General features: G+C 70.5%; 18 protein-coding genes. 9 read left to right on the top strand and 9 right to left on the bottom strand.

Annotated features, from left to right (window positions below; all coding sequences use genetic code 11):
- Positions 1-32: 32 nt before the first annotated feature.
- A protein-coding gene (locus ACN27D_RS14250) for an IS5 family transposase (protein ID WP_421501148.1) occupies positions 33-898 on the bottom strand; the annotation gives its coding sequence in 2 pieces (ribosomal slippage) (positions 33-559 and positions 559-898; 867 coding nt in all).
- Between the two features lie 795 nt (positions 899-1693).
- On the opposite strand from ACN27D_RS14250, the gene ACN27D_RS14245 reads away from it, so the two are divergent.
- Positions 1694-2095: a hypothetical protein gene (locus tag ACN27D_RS14245; protein ID WP_421499278.1), complete on the top strand. Its 402-nt coding sequence runs from the start codon at positions 1694-1696 to the stop codon at positions 2093-2095.
- A gap of 100 nt (positions 2096-2195) precedes the next feature.
- Here ACN27D_RS14245 and ACN27D_RS14240 read toward each other — a convergent pair whose 3' ends face one another.
- Together ACN27D_RS14240 and ACN27D_RS14235 are read right to left on the bottom strand one after the other, a co-directional pair.
- The gene (locus ACN27D_RS14240) at positions 2196-2336 is read right to left on the bottom strand and encodes a hypothetical protein (protein WP_421499277.1); all 141 of its coding nucleotides are present in this window, start codon (positions 2334-2336) and stop codon (positions 2196-2198) included.
- Positions 2337-2624: 288 nt separating this feature from the next.
- Complete coding sequence (locus ACN27D_RS14235; RefSeq protein ID WP_421499276.1) at positions 2625-2798, bottom strand: hypothetical protein; 174 nt, start codon at positions 2796-2798, stop codon at positions 2625-2627.
- 1788 nt (positions 2799-4586) lie between these two features.
- Between ACN27D_RS14235 and ACN27D_RS14230 the strand changes: the two genes are divergently transcribed.
- From ACN27D_RS14230 to ACN27D_RS14205, 6 genes are all read left to right on the top strand, one after another.
- A complete protein-coding gene (locus ACN27D_RS14230; RefSeq protein WP_420891099.1) occupies positions 4587-5906 on the top strand; it encodes an IS701 family transposase in 1320 nt (439 codons plus the stop codon).
- Between the two features lie 269 nt (positions 5907-6175).
- Positions 6176-6772 carry a hypothetical protein gene (locus ACN27D_RS14225; protein ID WP_421499275.1) on the top strand — a complete coding sequence of 199 codons (597 nt, stop codon included), beginning with the start codon at positions 6176-6178 and terminating at the stop codon, positions 6770-6772.
- Positions 6773-7175: 403 nt separating this feature from the next.
- Positions 7176-7379 (top strand): hypothetical protein, encoded by a 204-nt coding sequence (locus ACN27D_RS14220; protein WP_421499274.1) that lies wholly within the window; start codon positions 7176-7178, stop codon positions 7377-7379.
- A gap of 65 nt (positions 7380-7444) precedes the next feature.
- On the top strand, positions 7445-7936 hold the full coding sequence (locus ACN27D_RS14215) for a hypothetical protein (RefSeq protein ID WP_421499273.1): 492 nt from the start codon (positions 7445-7447) through the stop codon (positions 7934-7936).
- 254 nt (positions 7937-8190) lie between these two features.
- Positions 8191-8439, top strand: a complete 249-nt coding sequence (locus ACN27D_RS14210) for a hypothetical protein (RefSeq protein WP_421499272.1) — start codon at positions 8191-8193, stop codon at positions 8437-8439.
- A complete protein-coding gene (locus tag ACN27D_RS14205) occupies positions 8432-8896 on the top strand; it encodes a hypothetical protein (protein ID WP_421499271.1) in 465 nt (154 codons plus the stop codon). The genes ACN27D_RS14210 and ACN27D_RS14205 overlap by 8 nt, the downstream gene beginning before the upstream one ends.
- A gap of 105 nt (positions 8897-9001) precedes the next feature.
- On the opposite strand, the gene ACN27D_RS14200 is transcribed toward ACN27D_RS14205, so the two are convergent.
- A complete protein-coding gene (locus tag ACN27D_RS14200; RefSeq protein ID WP_421499270.1) occupies positions 9002-9247 on the bottom strand; it encodes a hypothetical protein in 246 nt (81 codons plus the stop codon).
- Between the two features lie 341 nt (positions 9248-9588).
- On the opposite strand from ACN27D_RS14200, the gene ACN27D_RS14195 reads away from it, so the two are divergent.
- Positions 9589-9834 (top strand): hypothetical protein, encoded by a 246-nt coding sequence (locus ACN27D_RS14195; RefSeq protein ID WP_421499269.1) that lies wholly within the window; start codon positions 9589-9591, stop codon positions 9832-9834.
- A gap of 88 nt (positions 9835-9922) precedes the next feature.
- On the opposite strand, the gene ACN27D_RS14190 is transcribed toward ACN27D_RS14195, so the two are convergent.
- Positions 9923-10411: a hypothetical protein gene (locus ACN27D_RS14190; RefSeq protein WP_421499268.1), complete on the bottom strand. Its 489-nt coding sequence runs from the start codon at positions 10409-10411 to the stop codon at positions 9923-9925.
- Positions 10412-10430: 19 nt separating this feature from the next.
- Entirely contained in the window at positions 10431-11675 is a 1245-nt protein-coding gene (locus ACN27D_RS14185; RefSeq protein WP_421498797.1) for an IS256 family transposase, read from the bottom strand.
- A 633-nt stretch (positions 11676-12308) separates the two neighbouring features.
- Between ACN27D_RS14185 and ACN27D_RS14180 the strand changes: the two genes are divergently transcribed.
- Positions 12309-14147, top strand: coding sequence for an NHL domain-containing thioredoxin family protein (locus tag ACN27D_RS14180; protein WP_421499267.1), 1839 nt, complete (start codon positions 12309-12311; stop codon positions 14145-14147).
- Between the two features lie 9 nt (positions 14148-14156).
- Here the strand turns inward: ACN27D_RS14180 and ACN27D_RS14175 are convergent, their stop codons facing one another.
- From ACN27D_RS14175 to ACN27D_RS14165, 3 genes are read right to left on the bottom strand one after another with little or no spacing between them, the layout of a single operon-like run.
- Entirely contained in the window at positions 14157-14906 is a 750-nt protein-coding gene (locus ACN27D_RS14175; RefSeq protein ID WP_421499266.1) for a LamB/YcsF family protein, read from the bottom strand.
- Complete coding sequence (locus tag ACN27D_RS14170; RefSeq protein WP_421499265.1) at positions 14890-15759, bottom strand: biotin-dependent carboxyltransferase family protein; 870 nt, start codon at positions 15757-15759, stop codon at positions 14890-14892. The genes ACN27D_RS14175 and ACN27D_RS14170 overlap by 17 nt, the downstream gene beginning before the upstream one ends.
- Positions 15756-16370, bottom strand: a complete 615-nt coding sequence (locus ACN27D_RS14165; RefSeq protein WP_421499264.1) for a 5-oxoprolinase subunit B family protein — start codon at positions 16368-16370, stop codon at positions 15756-15758. Before ACN27D_RS14165 ends, ACN27D_RS14170 begins: the two co-directional genes overlap by 4 nt.
- Between the last annotated feature and the right edge of the window lies 1 nt (position 16371).

Raw genomic sequence — 16371 nt, 5'->3', positions numbered from 1 at the left:
CGCCCCCGAGGCCCTAGGGCCTGTCCTGTCGATCATGGAAGCCAGATGACAGCGGCGATGAGGATCAGACTGGCTCGGTAGAGGGATGCGCGTTTGGCGTAGCGGGTGGCCAGGTCACGCCATTGCTTGAGTCGGTTGAAGCAGCGTTCTACGACGTTGCGTTTGCGGTAGATCGCCTTGTCGAAGGCGGGTGGTCGCCCGCCGGTACTGCCCTTGGCGGCGCGGCGGGCGATCTGGTCGGCGCGTTCGGGGATGACGTGCCGGATCCCGCGTTGGCGCAGGGCTCGACGGGTGGAGTCATGGGCGTAGCCCTTGTCCGCGATCAGCACGTCAGGGCGCTTGCGGGGCCGGCCCGGTCCGGGCTCGTTGACGCGGATCGCATCGAGCAGGGCGAGAAGCTGGGGGTTGTCGCCGGCCTGGCCCGGGGTGAGCAGGATCGACAACGGCCGGCCGCGTCCGTCGACAGCGAGGTGGATTTTCGTGCTCAGTCCTCCGCGTGATCGGCCGATGGCCTCGCCATCTTGCGTACCAGGCGTCGCCGCACTTGTCGGGGAGCCCCTTTTTTGCGGGCGCCAGCGGCATGCTGATGCGCCCGCACGATCGACGAGTCGATGCTGATCGTCCACTGCACCGGTGTGCCGTCGTCGTACACCTGCGCCGCCGAGAGGATCCGATCCCATGTCCCGTCGGCGCTCCACCGACGCAGGCGCTCGTGGCAGGTCTTCCACGGTCCGAAACGTTCGGGCAGGTCACGCCACGGCGCACCCGTGCGCAGCTTCCACAAAATCCCGTTGATCACCTGACGGTGATCCCGCCACCGCCCACGAGCACCGCCCGGCTCCGGTAGCAGCGGCGCGATCACCGCCCACGCCTCATCGGTCAGTTCACCACGACGCACCACCGACACATCGTCAACGATCAACCACTACAAGATCGGCAGGACACGCCCTAGACGGAAACGGAGCTTCCGCCATGACGCACAACCCTACCCACCTCCGCGCCTACCTCGCCGGGCCCGCCCGCGCCGCCGACGGCATGGCCGCCGCCCTGGTCGCCGCTGGCTTCCTGGTCACCACGGCGACCGCCGCCGAGGCGGCCGATGTTGACGACCTCCTCGCCTTGGTCGCCGACGACATGGACGCCGCCCGCACCGCTGACGTTGTGGTGACCCTCCCCCGTGCTGAGGACTCCCCCGGAGGCCGCCGTTCACCCGGCCCTGTTCGGTGTCCCGGTCGTCACCCTGGCCGACGCTCTCGGGGGTGACCCGATGACCGCCGCGACCGCCCCACAGCGCGCCGCCGGCCGAGGCTGGGCCTATATCGGGGCCACCCTCGGCGGGGCCGTGTCCGTCGCCGCGAACGTCGCACACTCCTACGTCCGCCCCAAGGACGCCCCGGCCGACTGGACCGGCAGCACGGGGCCGTGGTCGGGTCGATCTTCTGGCCGGTCGCCCTGTTCGTCTGCGTGGAGATCCTGGCCCGTGTCGCCTGGCCGTCCGGCCGAGGCTGGACCGCGCTGCGGGACGGCGGGGCCCTCCCGGTGGCCCTGGTCGCCGCCCCGGTGTCGGACCGCCACCTGTCGGGCCTGCTGACCGCCTACGGTGAGGACGTCATCACGGCGACGGTCGGACCGCTGGCCGTGGACGGCCTGGCGCTGATCGCCGCCGGGGCGTTGCTGGCGATGGGCCGGCGACGTGTCGCCTGCCGCGACGGCCGCCGACGTGACGCGCCAGCATGTCGCCCCTGTCGCCAAGGCGTCGCCCGACAATATCGCCGACGCGAACCGGGACGCCCTGGCGGGGAGTTTCACGCCCTCGCACGCTCGACCGCAGGTGGTGACCACTGTGCGAGATTCCGGCCGGGTGGGCGATTGGCGGGCCGCCACGATGTCACCCGCCGAGGTCGACGTATCGCCGTCACCGGCGGTCGCCCATGTCGCCGCCGCGTCGTCGCCGCGCCAGTCGTCGGCCGATGCGATCCGGGCCGCCGCCGCCGAGCAGGGGGCGACGCCCGCCCGTGCCGCCGCCGCCCTCGGCCTGTCGGTCCGTACGTGTCAGCGTCACTGGCCCCGGGCCGCCGTCGTATCCGCCGCCTAACGTGTCGTTCACCTGCCGCCCGACGACGCCGGGTACGCCGTATGGGATGCGTACCTTCGGCGACGCGACGCCCAGGAGGCCGCCGGGTAGCTGGTCTCCGTCATCGTGCGGCCAGTGCGACGACAAACCCGGTCACCGCAGCGAGGAGGCCGCTCAGTCCCGCGAGGACGCCCGGGACGGTTCGCATGTATTCGAGGATGATCGCGTGCCGGCCGCCACCGGTCTGCTCTTCGGTTGTCACGCTGTCCGACGGTAGGGCGCTTCCGGGTTACTGTCCCGCAGCCCATTTGCGCTGTGCATCGCGCTGGACTCACGCCGTAACGCGCTCGGTCACTGCCGCCGGAGAGCTATTCACAACTAGTCACAGCAGTTCAGTTGATCTATCCCTTCGGGTGACGCGCCCGATTAGCCGTTCGCCGCGCAGACTCTGCGCATTCGGGCGCGCGAAGCGCTATGCCTTGCGCGTCGTTCCATGCGGAAGCGCCCGCCCCTCCCTGCGACGGGCGCTTCGTGTATTCAGGCCCAGGGGTCAGCGCCGGAGGCGGAACAGTTCGGCCAGCGCACGCAGCACGGCGGGCAGCTTGTCCGGCGGCACCCTGAACAGCGCGACGAGGGCAACAACGAGACGCGGCACGGCATAGACCAGCGCAACGGTGACCAGGGCCCAGGGTCCAGCGGTGAGAAATGGCTCAAGAGCAGGCACGGCGAAGCAACCCCCTTGGGGTCAACCTCGCGGCGGCCAAGGCACGCGAGTCAGGTTCGCCGATCCCGGTCAGGCATGAAGTTCTATCCCCAGGCTACCCCAGCCCCGGCACCTACTCGGCGACACGGGACCAGGTCGGCGCGCCAAGGGGAACCTGGCGGATGACGCCAATGTCGGGCAACAGCAAGCGGCCAGCCCGGCAGCGCGAGCAAATCGCCAGCGCCGAATAGGCAACGTCCCCTGGATGACGCGGGAGCGGAACCGCGCGTGGAGGCCTTCGTTTAGGTGCGATCGGACCAGCTGCGGGCTGGTCGGAGTGGTTCATGGGGCCCCGGCCGTTAGGCGTCCACAGCCAGACCTGGCCGTCCGCAGCTGCGTACAGGACCGCGATCGTGGTGCGTGGCTGCGAACAGTCACACGTCAGTCGATCAAGCTCACGGTACTGATCTGGATTGGCCTTAATCGCGGCGGCATGTTCCTCGAAGGCGTCCACGCCCCGACCCTCTCGTTCCTGGTTGCCCTAGCCTCTCGGCCCCGGCAGCGATCACGTCGCCGGAAGAAGGCGGCAGCGGGAACCGGGGACGGCGAAACTGCCGCCCCCGGCCCGTGCAGCCGTGCCGTACAAAAAATGTCCGTCACGGCGACGTGCACTTCTCGCCCTCGGCGTAGGTCTAGACCTACACTCGATGTATCGTCCGAATCGTTAGGACGCGCTACAACGAGGCGGAGCGACACGAAGGCCGACGCCGAAGTTTTCCAGGCCCAGGCGACGGCTTGACGCTGGTGGTGGTGGGTCTGCCGACCTGTTGGGTCAGGTGGGCCCACCCCCGGATGAGTCGGTCAGGGTAACGACCAACATCACCACGTAGTAGACGATCTTCACTGCGGTTGCTGCTACCTCGCCCGCTCTCCTCAGCCAGTCGGCATTGAATCGCGGACCACGGCCCGACGGGCGGGCCCTGTGTTTTCCCACTAACCACCTCCCAAGGTCCAGGGACTACGGACCTTCCGTCGTCCCCGCGCGCGCTGGGGACGAGCCTTGGAGTCTCGTGGTTAATGCCGTGCGCGGCGAGCCTAGCCCGCCGAACCATCAATCCCGTGGCACCCGCCCTAATCGATCTTGTGTCCCGTCCTCTATAGAGCCCAACGGTGCTCGACGCCCTTTGTCTCTCGGCCGGTAGGTGCACCCAGCCTGCAAGCGACTTACGCCCGTCCGACTCCGAATCACCTTCTCAATTGGTGGGTGCGCGGTGCGGTTTTTCAAGTTGACCGGCGTGTCCGGCGCGTCCACCGGTGAGCTGGCCGCCCTCCGGATCACTGAGCAACCAGGAGCAGGATGGAGCAACACGGAGCAACACTGAAAACGGCGGTCTAGACCGCCGTTCGCCATGTATGTCAACGGGCAATTCGAACGCAGGGAGCTTCGGTACTGGGAGCAACCCACCGCCGCCGAGGAAAGCCTGACGCCCGTCGCCCCCCAAGGGACGACCTCAGACGCCCCGGTGGGACCAACCCCTACCGGGACCACCCTCGGCCACGCTACGGCCGTCCCTGACCCTCTCTCGACCCCCACGCCGGCCATGCACGCCGCGCTAGGTGGCGGGCAGCGCCCAACCGCCGGGGCGACGCGGAGCGGGCGAGTGACGAAGTGACGGACGTTTCGTCACTCCCTATTACTTCTTCTAGTACGGCAGCCGCCGTTTGAGATGTCGCTGGTGGGGCCGGGTAGACGAGGTGCGGCCACCGCGTGATCGTCTGTCTGCTGTGGACATAACTTCAGATCTGGCGGTGGCCGCGTGCCACAGCGTAAACCCTGCCCGGTGGCGGCAGGTTCTGGCCGGGGTGTGCGAGGCGTTCGCGGGACGGTTCGGGCGGGTCGAGCCGCGGCGCACGGCGACGGCGTTCGTGGCCGGGCTGCTCTCGGATGTCGAGGTCAAGACGTGTTGGCAGTTGGCGGAGCAGGCCGGGCATGCCCGGCCGGACGCGATGCAGAGGCTGTTGTATCGGGCGGTGTGGGACGCCGACGCCGTCCGCGACGATCTGCGCGACGTGGTCGTGGCCCGGTTCGGCGACTCGGACGCGGTGTTGGTCGTCGACGAGACCGGGGACCTGAAGAAGGGCACGCATTCGGTCGGGGTGCAACGCCAGTACACCGGCACCGCCGGCAGGATCGAGAACGCGCAGGTAGGGGTGTTCTGCGGCTACGCCAGCCGGCACGGGCACACGCTGATCGACCGCCGGGTCTACCTGCCGGTGTCGTGGACCGATGACCGGGACAGATGCCAGGCCGCCGGGGTTCCCGATGAGGTCGTCTTCGCCACGAAGTCCGAGCTGGCCGCCGACATGATCACCGCTGCGGTCGACGCCGGCGTCCCCGCCGCGTGGGCGGCTGCGGACGAGGCCTACGGCAACAGCAGCGTCTTCCGCGCTCACCTGCGCGAACACCGCCTGGGCTATGTCCTGGGCGTCTCCCGCAGTCACCTGGTCCCTCTCGACGGCGGCAAGACTCGGGTGCGGGCTGACCGGGTCGCCGCCGACCTACCGGCCTCGGTGTGGCAGCGCCGCAGCGCAGGCGCCGGGTCGAAAGGGCCACGCTTCTACGACTGGGCCTGGCTCGACGACGTCTGCACCGATGCCGACCCCGACGACGGCGGCCACCACAGCCTCCTGATCCGCCGCAACACCACCACCGGCGAGCTGGCCTTCTACCGCTGCTGGACCCCGCAACAGGCCACTCTTGCCCAACTCGTGCGGGTCGCGGGCATCCGCTGGACAGTCGAGGAAAGCTTCCAAGCCGCCAAGGGCCAGGTCGGCCTCGACCAGCACCAGGTCCGCCGCTGGGACTCCTGGCACCGCTTCACCACCCTGGCCCTGGCCGCCCTCGCCGTTCTGGCGATCTGCGCCGCCGACGCCGACGACGACTCCACCGACACAGGACTGATCAAGCTGACCGTCAACGAGACCCGCCGGCTGATCAACACCCTCGTACTCCGCCCGATCCGCGACCTCACCCACCGTCTGCGCTGGTCAGACTGGCGCCGCCGCCATCAAGCCCGAGCCCGCCAAGCCCACTACGCCCGACGCCTCAACCTCGAACTCCAGCCATGATCCCGAACGGCGGCTGCCGTACTAGAGGAGGAGGAGTCGTCCTAGACATAGATACGGGAGTGACGAAACGAGCGTCACTGCGTCACTCGACGGCCCACCGGGCCGCCGATGCCGGCGACATGTGAACAGGTAGGCCCGCGCTGGCCTACTAACAAGGAGGAAAGCGAACAGTCCGCCGGCCGCTGGCGCACAGACCCCCGGCGGCGTCGCGCCCGCTGCTGTCGCCGGTGACCACGGCGACCGCCCCTCCTCCCTCGATTGGACCCGCCGTGACGACCTACCCCGACCGTTCCACGCCGCGCCCGTGCCGAGCGCCGGGTTGCCCAAACACCTTCACCCCGCGCCCGTCGGGGCCGATCGGCCGGACGTGCTCCGAGGCCCACCGGAAGAAGCTCGAACGCGCTGAGAAGCGTGGGCGCGAGGCCACGCAGGCGGCCGGGGCCGCCAGCCTCGGCGACGTGATGGGTTACCTCTTCGGCGAGCCGGACACGCCACAGCCCGACGACTGGTCGCCGTTGACGGGAGTGTTCGAGGAATGGGCACCCGCGCTGCTGGCCGAGTTTCGCGCCCTGGCCGCGGACGCCGACGCCGTCCGCAACGGTTCCGCCGGCCTGGTCGAGCTGATCGAGGAATGGCCGTTGGGAATCGCCCCTGGCCGCCGAGGCGTGCGCCGGTCGCCGATTGAGCGCGCGATCTCCCAGCTTTCCGGCGGCGCGCTGTATGGGTTCGGCTTCGGCCTCGAAGGCGACGTTCCTGGCACCCGCGACCCCCGCCGGCTCACTCGGCGCGACGAGGGACAGACCTCGCCGGACATGGGGCCGCCGCTGGGCGACCGGGTAGGCGCGTCCGAGTTCGTCTACAGGTAGAGCGGTGCGACTGGCCGAGGCTCCCCAGGGTTTGTGCTCGGCCTGGGCCGGTCGCCCGCGAAACAACTTCCCGCCCCGTGTGGGCGGGAGGGTCGCGAGGGTGTCGTCGCGTGCCGCCGGGGCCGGCTTCAGTTGGTCCCGGGTACGCGCCATCCCTTGAACCCGAAAACCTCCCCCTCCGGCGGGAGGGCCTTTCCAAGGGAGGCCAGGGCGTCCCGGTGACGACTGGACTCGTCACCCGCGAGCCGGGACGCCGCCCACCTCCTTCCACCGCCAGCGCAGAGCGCCGGCACCGGGCACCCCCGACGCCCTTTCGATCCTTCCGCGCGCTGCGCAGAGCGTTCCGCGACGGCTGATCCCAGGTTGGGCGGCCCCTTCACCTCAACCTGAAAGCGAACTTCCCATGGCTAACAGTTTCCTGAACGCCGACCACATCGCCGCGCTCGCGGTCGAGCTGGTGAAGAAGGATCTCGTCCTCGGCGACCTGGTCCACCGTGACTACGCGGCCGAGTTCGGCGGCGGCACGGGCGAGACCATTCGCGTACGTGTGCCTGGCGCCCTTCCCGCGGGACCCGCGCCGGCAGCGACAAGACCACCGCGCTCGTAGATGACGAGATCGCCGAGCAGTCCATCCCGGTCACCCTGAACACCCTCGCGTATAGCTCGGTCCTGATGTCCGAGAGCGACATGAGTCTCAACCTGGAGGACTTCGGCCGTCAGGTCCTGAAGCCCCAGACTGACGCGCTGGTCGCCTACTGCGAGCGTTCCATCCTCGGCGCGATGCAGGCCACCCCGGAGAGCGTCGGGATCACCCTGGACGCCGCCGCCCCGGCGAAGCTCTTCACGAAGATCCGGACCACCCTGCGAAACAGCGGCGTCCCGGCGTCTATGCCGATCCGCGCCGTGGTTGGCACTGACGTGGCCGCCGCACTGCTGGACGGCCCGGCCCGCACCTGGGACGCCGACGGCAACGCGACCGCCGACGCCGGCAAGGCATTGGGCAAGGTGCGCGGAATCGCGGTCTACGAGTCGAACCGCCTCGCCGGTGACGAGGTGATCGCGTTCGTCCCGAACGCCTTCACGCTCGCCGTCCGAGCCCCGGTCGTTCCCCAGGGCGCGACCACCGGCCGCAGCTTCGCGGCGAACGGCTTCGCGCTGCGGTAGGTCGCTGACTACCTCAGCACTCAGGCCGCCGATCGGTCGCTGCTGGCTACCTTCGTCGGCGCGAAGGCGATGCCTCTGCCGCTCGTCAACGAGACCACTGGGGCCGTGACCCTGACCCCGAACGCCGGGGCCGTGCGGGTCCTGACCGCCTCGTGACCTTCCTTCCGCCCCGGGCGTCAGTAGCTGCCTCTCCAACCGGCGTCCGGGGCGGACCCCCTCTTGCCCACCAATCGAACTTACGAAGGAGATAGGCAGTGGCCGACTTCTGCGAGTACTGCAACGCCCCGCTACCCGACGGATCACGGTCACACCGCCGGTTCTGCTCGGACAGCCACCGTGCACGGGCCAGCGAAGAGCGCCGCCGGCTCGCCGGTCAGCGCGAGTACGCCCGCCTGTACGCCTTCCTGCAAGAGAACGGCACGCCCGAGCAAATTGCGGCGTGGCACGCGCTCACGCCAACCCTTCTCACCCCGCAACACGAGATGGAGAACACAAATGCCTGAAACCGCCCACGCCGCCGCCAAGACCGCGCCCACCCCCGAGCAGGCCCCCGCCGTCGAGTGGAACGGTGAGTTCGACCCCGAGCGCGCCGGCCGCCTGGTCGCCGCGCTGCGTCGCGACCTGGCCGAGGCGAAGAGCGCCCTCAGCGCCGAGCGCGAGCGCGCCGCCGAACTGGAGAAGGTCGTCGCCTCGCGCGACCTCGCCGACGCCCGCGTCGCCGCCGTCACGAAGCACGGCGTCCCGGCGAGCCTGGCCGGATACATCACCGGGAACAACGCCGAGGAGATCGAGGCCAGCGCGGCGAAGGTCGCCGCGGACTTCAGCGCCGCCACGCAGACGGCCCCCGAGATGCCCGAGCTTCCGAAGCCCCGGCTCACCCCGGGACGTGCGGCCAACGACGTCGCCGAAAGCGCCTACGATCCCCGAGAGCTTGCCCAACGCATCGGAGCGTCGCACTGACCCGGCGGCGGTGACCTACCTGGGGGAGGGCCCGAGATCAGTCGGGCCTCTCACCGAAGCGGCATAGCGCCTCCCTGTCCGTACGGGCATAGAGGTCGCAAGGGCCTACCCCACCGGCTCGAACAGCTCCAGGAACTCGTCATCGTCGACGACAATGAGAGAGTTTCCAATCTTGACAAGCCACTGCCCAGGCTCCACAGAAACTTCAGGCCCGTCGTTGAAAAACCTGAAGGAACCCAAGTGGGGTCCATAGCTCGCCCGAGGGCGCGTGCGCTTGCCCAGCTCGGCAACCTGCCGCTCGCTTTCCTTGCTATACCGCACAGCCTCAACCGACTGTCGCAACTGATACATGTCTTCCTCCTTGTCGCCGCGCCGAGCGGCATCAGTGAATCGCTGTTGATCGACAACATGCCACCGTGCCCGAGCATTCCCGTCGTCCTATTCGGCTCGCCTAACACGCCCTAGGTCGGCTTAGGACATTCACCCCGGCCCCGGACTACCGCCGATTCCCGCTCGGCCGCCTACGGTCGCCCCTCGGGGGAACGGGCGCGCCCGCGTGGCCTACTCGGGGTCGCGCGTCTGGTCCGCCGGTGCCCGACGGCCTCGCCCTTGACGTACCGTCGCCAGCGCCTCTCGGGCGTCCGCCCCCTCGGCGTACCGCAGCGGGTGACAGGCCGTCTAGCGTGGACAGCGTGGTTAGAAGCATCAAGGCACTCCGCGAAACCCCCGACGAAGTCCTCATAGCCGAGCATGACGCACATGCCCGCCACACCGTCGTCGGTACCGACTACTACATGCAAGAGCTGGAACGGCGAGAGCGCCGGCGCGCGATCGAGGCGTCCGACCGCCTCGCGCGCCGGGCCTACTGGCTCGCCTGGTCCAGCACCCTCCTCGCGCTCGTCGCCGCCGTCGCCGCGATCATCGCGCTCTTCAAGTGAAAGGCCCCCGCTGCCGGACCGCGCCCGGCGGCGGGGGCCTTCGTGCGTTTACACGCTCCCGTCCGCTTGTTTGGGGGCGGCGGCCCCTTTAACCCGCTGACTGCCGACTCTCAGAGGCGTTAGCGACCGGCATGGAGCGGGAGTCCTTCCGACGCTCGCCTATGAGGGTTAAGAATTCCTCAACGAGCTGTATGTACCCCTCTGCCTGATCGGTGGTCGGGGGCTTATTGGTCGCGATGTCACGCAGGTGTGCGAGCCGCTCGAGAACCACTACGGCCCCCGGATTGAGCATCCTGTGTGCCTTCACAGCTTGGACAAGCTGTCGCGCCGTTACCATCTGGACCCGCTCCTCGGCAGGCAGCAAGGAAATCACCAGCTCTTCCGCTGCTTGCCAGGCATAGTCGACGGCGACCGACGGCTGACGGCCAACAACCAACCGAGCAATGGAGAGATTTTCCTCTGGACTGGTTTGCCCCTCTGGCTCTTCGCTCGGCGCGGCCTCTACAGCCTCAATGGTGGCCCGAGCCTCCTCGGCGCTACCGGTCACGTCCGCGTTGGTGGTGTAGGAGACGGCCATCGCGGGATCCGGTCTGATGTTATGCGGCGATCGGGGCGGGGCCGGTCTGGTCGGTGTCACGTTGGTCGGCGTCAACGGTGACGAGGCGGGCTTTGGCGAGTAGTTCGAGGCCCATGTAGCGGCGGCCTTCGGTCCACTCGTCGGTCTGCTCGGCCAGGACCGCGCCGACGAGGCGGATGATTGCCGGGCGGTTGGGGAAGATCCCGACGACGTCGGTGCGACGGCGGATCTCCTTGTTCAGGCGTTCCTGCGGGTTGTTCGACCAGATCTGACGCCAGATCTCGCGGGGGAAGGCAGTGAAGGCGAGCAGGTCGTCGCGGGCGGCGTCGAGGTGCTCGGCCGCGGTCGGGAACTTCGCCTCGATCGTCGTGACGACCCGCTGGAACTGGGCGCGGACGGCGTCGGCGTCGGGCTGGTCGAAGATCGTGCGGACCAGGGTGGCGATCCACGGCTGCGCTGACTTCGGGACCTTCGTCAGCAGATTGCGCAGGTAATGGGTCCGGCACCGCTGCCAGGACGCCCCTGGCAGCGCCGCACCGATGGCCTGCACCAGGCCCGGATGGGCGTCGGAGATGACCAGGCGAACACCGGACAGGCCGCGGGCGGTCAGCGACCGCAGGAACGCCAGCCAGCCAGCGCCGTCCTCGTCGGAGGCGACGTCCACGCCCAACACTTCGCGTTGACCATCGGCGTTGACCCCGACAGCGATCAGCGCGTGGACATTGACCGTCCGCCCGTGCTCACGGACCTTCATCGTCAACGCGTCCATCCACACGAACGTGTAGTGCGCTGAGTCGAGCGGCCGGTTGCGGAACGCCTCGACCTGGGCGTCCAGGTGCGCGGCCATCTCCGAGACCTGCGACTTCGACAGCTGGCGGATCCCGAGCTGCTCGACCAGCTTCTCCACTCGCCGCGTCGACACCCCGAGCAGGTACGACGTCGCCACGACCGACACGAGTGCCTGCTCGGCCCGCCGGCGGTGCGTCAGCAGCCAGTCCGGGAAGTAGCTGCCCTGGCGCAACTTCGGGATCGCCAGGTCGATCGTCCCGGCACGGGTGTCCCACTCTCGCTGCCGGTAGCCGTTGCGGGAGTTGACCCGCTCGTCGCTGCGCTGCCCGTAACCGGCGCCGCAGATCGCGTCCGCCTCGGCGGACATCACCGCCTGCGCGAACGTCTTGATCATCGCCTGCAACACGTCCGGCGACGCGCCCGCGATCTGCTCGCGCAGCAGGTCAACAGGGTTCACACTTTCTGATGCGGCCATCGCGTTCTCTCTTCCTTCTCTGACTTGGTCGTCTTGAAGGATCGACGCGATGGCCGTCTCTCATCTACGCAACACGCCCATCACGGGCAAGTCGTACACCACTCCCGTGGACGCGACCCGGCTACCCGTTCCCACTCGGCCTCAATAGGACCTGCCTTCAACCTACGGAGGCCGTCTCCGAGTAGGTCGGAGACTCGACGGCGGTACAGCGTAAGAACCAAAACCGCCACGGCAGGCCATGCAAGCGCCTGAACCATCGCGACCGCAAATTGACGCCAGTTCACGGGACCTCCCTAGGCCACCCGCGAGACTGTAGCCGCCGACCGCAAGCGAGGCCCACGACCGTGCCGGACGGCCGCCGTCGCACCCAGTAGCGGAATGGGCCCGCTCAGGCCGCGTGAGCGACCAGTTCCCGGCCGCGTGCTACTCCGCTGCGTGCGCGCCCAGCCGAGGAAGCGGTCCGTCAGGTCGCAGGGTAGAGCGATGGATCAGGCAGCACCGCCCGGATCTCGCCGAGGAAAGGGCCGACTAGACGCTCTCGGCCGGGCCGTTTGCCGGCTACGTGCGATTCGCCCGATCCGGCCTGATCGACCTGGCGGAAGTCCCCGGCGACGCCGTGGCAGGCTGGACGGTATGACCGGACCCCGCGTCCGCGCGCCCGAGCTACGGGGCCGCGCCTGGCTGAACACTGGCGGACGAAACCTGACATTGCGGGACCTTCGAGGTCGCTGCGTCATCCTAGATTTCTGGACGTTCTGCTGCATCAACTGCCTGCACGTGCTCGACGAGCTGCGTCCGCTCGAGGACAAGTACGGCGACGTCCTGGTCGTGATCGGCGTGCACTCGCCGAAGTTCGAGCACGAGAAGGACCCGGCGGCGCTGGCCGCGGCCGTCGAGCGGTACGGCGTGCACCACCCGGTGCTCGACGACGCCGAGATGGACATGTGGCAGCAGTACGCGGCCAAGGCGTGGCCGACGCTCGCCGTGGTGGACCCCGAGGGGTACGTGGTCGCCACCATGGCCGGCGAGGGGCACGCCGAAGGGCTCGCCCGGCTGATCGACGAGCTGATCTCCACCCACGAGGCGAAGGGCACGCTGCACCGGGGCGAGGGCCCGTACGTGCCGCCGGCCGAGCCGGACACCGTCCTGCGCTTCCCCGGCAAGGCGCTGCCGCTCGACGGCGGGAACCTGCTGGTCAGCGACTCGGCCCGGCACTCTCTGGTCGAGCTGGCCGCCGACGGCGAGACGGTGGTCCGCCGCATCGGCGCCGGTTCCCGGGGCCGGACGGACGGCCCGGCCTCCGCCGCCACGTTCGCCGAGCCGCAGGGGCTCTGCCTGCTGCCGCCGCACGTGGCCGAGGTCGCCGGTTACGACGTGGTCGTCGCGGACACGGTCAACCACCTGCTGCGCGGCGTGCGGCTGTCCTCCGGCGAGGTGGTCACCGTGGCCGGCACCGGGCGGCAGTGGCGTTCGACTGTCGACGACCACGCGCACGACGCCCGCGCGGTCGACCTGTCCTCCCCCTGGGACGTGGCCTGGTACGACGACCGGGTGATCGTGGCGATGGCCGGCATCCACCAGCTCTGGTGGTTCGACCCGATCAAGCGGACCACCGGCATGTACGCCGGAACGACTGTCGAGGCGCTGCGCGACGGCCCGCTGCCGGACGTGTGGATGGCCCAGCCGTCCGGGTTGTCCGTGTCGGCCGACGGCGCCCGCCTCTGGGTCGCCGACAGCGAGACCAGCGCGATCCGCTGGGTCGAGAGCGGTGAGATGCACACCGCCGTCGGTCAGGGCCTGTTCGACTTCGGGCACGTGGACGGCCCGGCCGACCAGGCGTTGCTCCAGCACCCGCTGGGCGTGTGCGCGCTGCCCGACGGCTCGGTCCTGATCGCCGACACGTACAACGGTGCGGTGCGCCGCTTCGACCCGGAGACCGGGCAGGTGGGCACCGTGGCGGACGGGCTGGCCGAGCCGAGCGACCTGGTGCTCACCGGTGAGGGCGACGTGCTGGTGGTCGAGTCGGCCGCGCACCGGCTGACCCGGCTGGCGCCGGGCGCGCTGACGTCGGCCGGGGCGAACACGGTGGACGGCCCCCGGCACCGGCTGGAGCGCAAGCCCACCGACGTGGCGGCCGGTGAGCTGACGCTCGACGTGATCTTCACGCCGGCGCCGGGGCAGAAGCTCGACGAGACGTACGGGCCGTCGACCCGGCTCGTGGTCTCGGCGTCCCCACCGGAGCTGCTGGTCGAGGGCGCGGGCACGACCACCGACCTGTCCCGCAAGCTGGTGGTCAGCGGCGACGTGGCGCAGGGGGTGCTCCAGGTGACCGCCCAGGCGGCGACCTGCGACGCCGACGTGGAGCACGCGGCCTGCCACCTGACCCGGCAGGACTGGGGCGTCCCGGTGCGGGTGGTCAGCGGCGGCGCGACCCGCGTGCCGCTGGTCCTGCGCGGCATGGACGAGTCCTGACCGTCCCGTTCAGGCGAACGGGGTGGGGGTCACCCCGGCGTCGATGAGCGCTGCGCGGACCAGTTCCGCGCAGCGCACCGCGCCGGGGCTGTCGCCGTGCAGGCAGATCGACTCGACCGGGGCGGGGACGACCGTCCCGTCCACGGCGACGAGCGTGCGCTCGACTGCCATCCGTACCGCCCGGACGGCCACCTGCTCCGGGTCGGTCACCAGCGCGTCCGGTGAGCTGCGCGGCACCAGCGTGCCGTTGGGCAGGTAGTTGCGGTCGGCGAAGCCCTCGGCCACCACCCGCAGGCCGGCACCGGCCGCGAGCTGGGCCAGCACGGTGCCGGGCTGGCAGAGCACCGGCAGCTCGTGGTCGTACCCGCTGATCGCCGCCACCAGCGCGGCGGCCTGCGATTCCTCGCGGGCCGCCGCGTGGTAGAGCGCGCCGTGGGGTTTGAGGTAGCGGACCCGGGTGCGGTACAGGCGGCAGAAGGCGTCGAGCGCCCCGAGCTGGTAGATCGTCTCGTCGCGCAGCTCGGCGAAGTCGTACGCGATGTGCCGCCGGCCGAAGCCGGCGAGGTCGCGGTAGCCGACCTGCGCGCCCACCGCGACGCCGCGTTCGGCGGCGCCGGCGCAGACCCGGTGCATGGTGGCCGCGTCACCGGCGTGGAAGCCGCAGGCGACGTTCGCGGAGCTGATCAGGTCGAGCAGTGCGTGATCGTCGCCCAGCCGCCAGCTTCCGAATCCCTCGCCCAGGTCAGCGTTGAGGTCCATGAAACGTCACCGTAGTGCCTGGCCGGGCCTGGGCGAGCGGGGTCACGTCGTCCACCACCCCGATGACCGGGTACCCGCCGGTGGTCGGGTGGTCGGCCAGGAAGACGAGCGGTTGGCCCGACGGCGGCACCTGCACCGCGCCGAGCACCAGGCCCTCGCTGGGCAGTTCGCCGGCGACCGCGCGGGGCAGGGCCGCGCCGGCCAGCCGAGCGCCGACCCGGTTGCTGTCCGGGCTCACCGTGTACGCGTCGCGACACAGCAGCTCCAGCGCCTCGGGGGTGAACCAGTCCTGCCGGGGGCCGGGACGCACGGTGAGCCGCAGTTCGTCCGGGAGCGGACCGGTGACGGCGAGGTCGACGGGTGCGGGTGGACCGGCCGGGGTGCCGAGGGGCAGCCGGTCCCCGTCGCGCAGCGGCGGCGGCCCCAGGCCGGAGAGCGTGTCGGTGGCGCGGCTGCCGAGCACCGGCTCGACCGCGATCCCGCCGCTGACGGCCAGCCAGGTGCGTACCCCGGCGCGGGCCGGTCCGACGCGCAGCACCGCCCCGGCGGGCAGCGCGAGCGGCCGTCCCACGTCCGCCGGGCGCCGCCGCGCGGCTCCGGCCGGCCACTCGACGACCACGTCGGCCGGGGCCCCGGTGAGGGCGGCAGCCACCGCCCGGGTGACGCGCAGCGCGCAGCCGGTCAGGGTGATCTCCAGCCCGGCGGCGTGCTCGTCGTTGCCGACGAGCCGGTTGGCCAGGCGCAGGGCGGCCGGGTCGAGCGCGCCGGAGCGGGGTACGCCGAGGTGCGCCCACCCGGGCCGGCCCTGGTCCTGGACGGTAGTGAGCGCGCCGGCCCGCAGCACCTCGATCACGGTGCGTCGGCCAGCCGGACGCGGGTGCCCGGGGTGAGCCGGGCCGGCGGGTCGGCGTGCACGTCGAACAGCGGCAGGTCGGTGCGGCCGACGAGCAGCCAGCCGCCCGGTGACGCGGCGGGGTAGATGCCCGCGTACGGGCCGGCGAGCGCGACCGAGCCGGCCGGCACCCGGGTACGCGGCGTGGCGAGCCGGGGCACGGCCAGCTCGGGCGGCAGCCCGGCCAGGTACGCGAACCCGGGGGCGAACCCGCAGAACGCGACTCGGAACTCGGTACGCCGCAGCCGGTCGACGACTGCGGGCACGTCCACCTGCCAGTGGTCGGCGACGCGTGGGAGGTCTTCGCCGTCGTACACGACCGGCACCCGGACCTCGGTGGTGGCCGCGCCGGAGGCGGCGGTCCGGGGCCGCCAGCCGGTGATCCGGGCGGCGGCCGCCTCGGGGTCCGGTACGCCGTCGAGCAGCACGGTGACCGCGCCGGGGACGATCTCGGTGGCGGTCAGCTCGCCGGCCTCGCGGCGGTGCCACAGCTCGGCCTGCCACGCCTGCGCCTGCTCCGCGTCGTCGCAGTCGAGGAGCAGGGCGTACGCCCCGGCCGGCCGGATCCGCATC

Source organism: Micromonospora sp. WMMD1274 (genome assembly GCF_049179035.1).
In the GTDB taxonomy this organism is placed as follows: domain Bacteria; phylum Actinomycetota; class Actinomycetes; order Mycobacteriales; family Micromonosporaceae; genus Micromonospora; species Micromonospora tulbaghiae.
This window is presented reverse-complemented; position numbering and strand designations above follow the sequence as displayed.

Coding starts and splice junctions, on each gene's coding strand:
- ACN27D_RS14175 (WP_421499266.1), bottom strand. CDS start 14,906: ATGGACCTCAACGCTGACCTGGGCGAGGGATTCGGAAGCTGGCGGCTG.
- ACN27D_RS14180 (WP_421499267.1), top strand. CDS start 12,309: ATGACCGGACCCCGCGTCCGCGCGCCCGAGCTACGGGGCCGCGCCTGG.
- ACN27D_RS14190 (WP_421499268.1), bottom strand. CDS start 10,411: ATGGCCGTCTCCTACACCACCAACGCGGACGTGACCGGTAGCGCCGAG.
- ACN27D_RS14220 (WP_421499274.1), top strand. CDS start 7,176: ATGGCTAACAGTTTCCTGAACGCCGACCACATCGCCGCGCTCGCGGTC.
- ACN27D_RS14185 (WP_421498797.1), bottom strand. CDS start 11,675: ATGGCCGCATCAGAAAGTGTGAACCCTGTTGACCTGCTGCGCGAGCAG.
- ACN27D_RS14165 (WP_421499264.1), bottom strand. CDS start 16,370: ATGCGGATCCGGCCGGCCGGGGCGTACGCCCTGCTCCTCGACTGCGAC.
- ACN27D_RS14200 (WP_421499270.1), bottom strand. CDS start 9,247: ATGTATCAGTTGCGACAGTCGGTTGAGGCTGTGCGGTATAGCAAGGAA.
- ACN27D_RS14215 (WP_421499273.1), top strand. CDS start 7,445: ATGTCCGAGAGCGACATGAGTCTCAACCTGGAGGACTTCGGCCGTCAG.
- ACN27D_RS14205 (WP_421499271.1), top strand. CDS start 8,432: ATGCCTGAAACCGCCCACGCCGCCGCCAAGACCGCGCCCACCCCCGAG.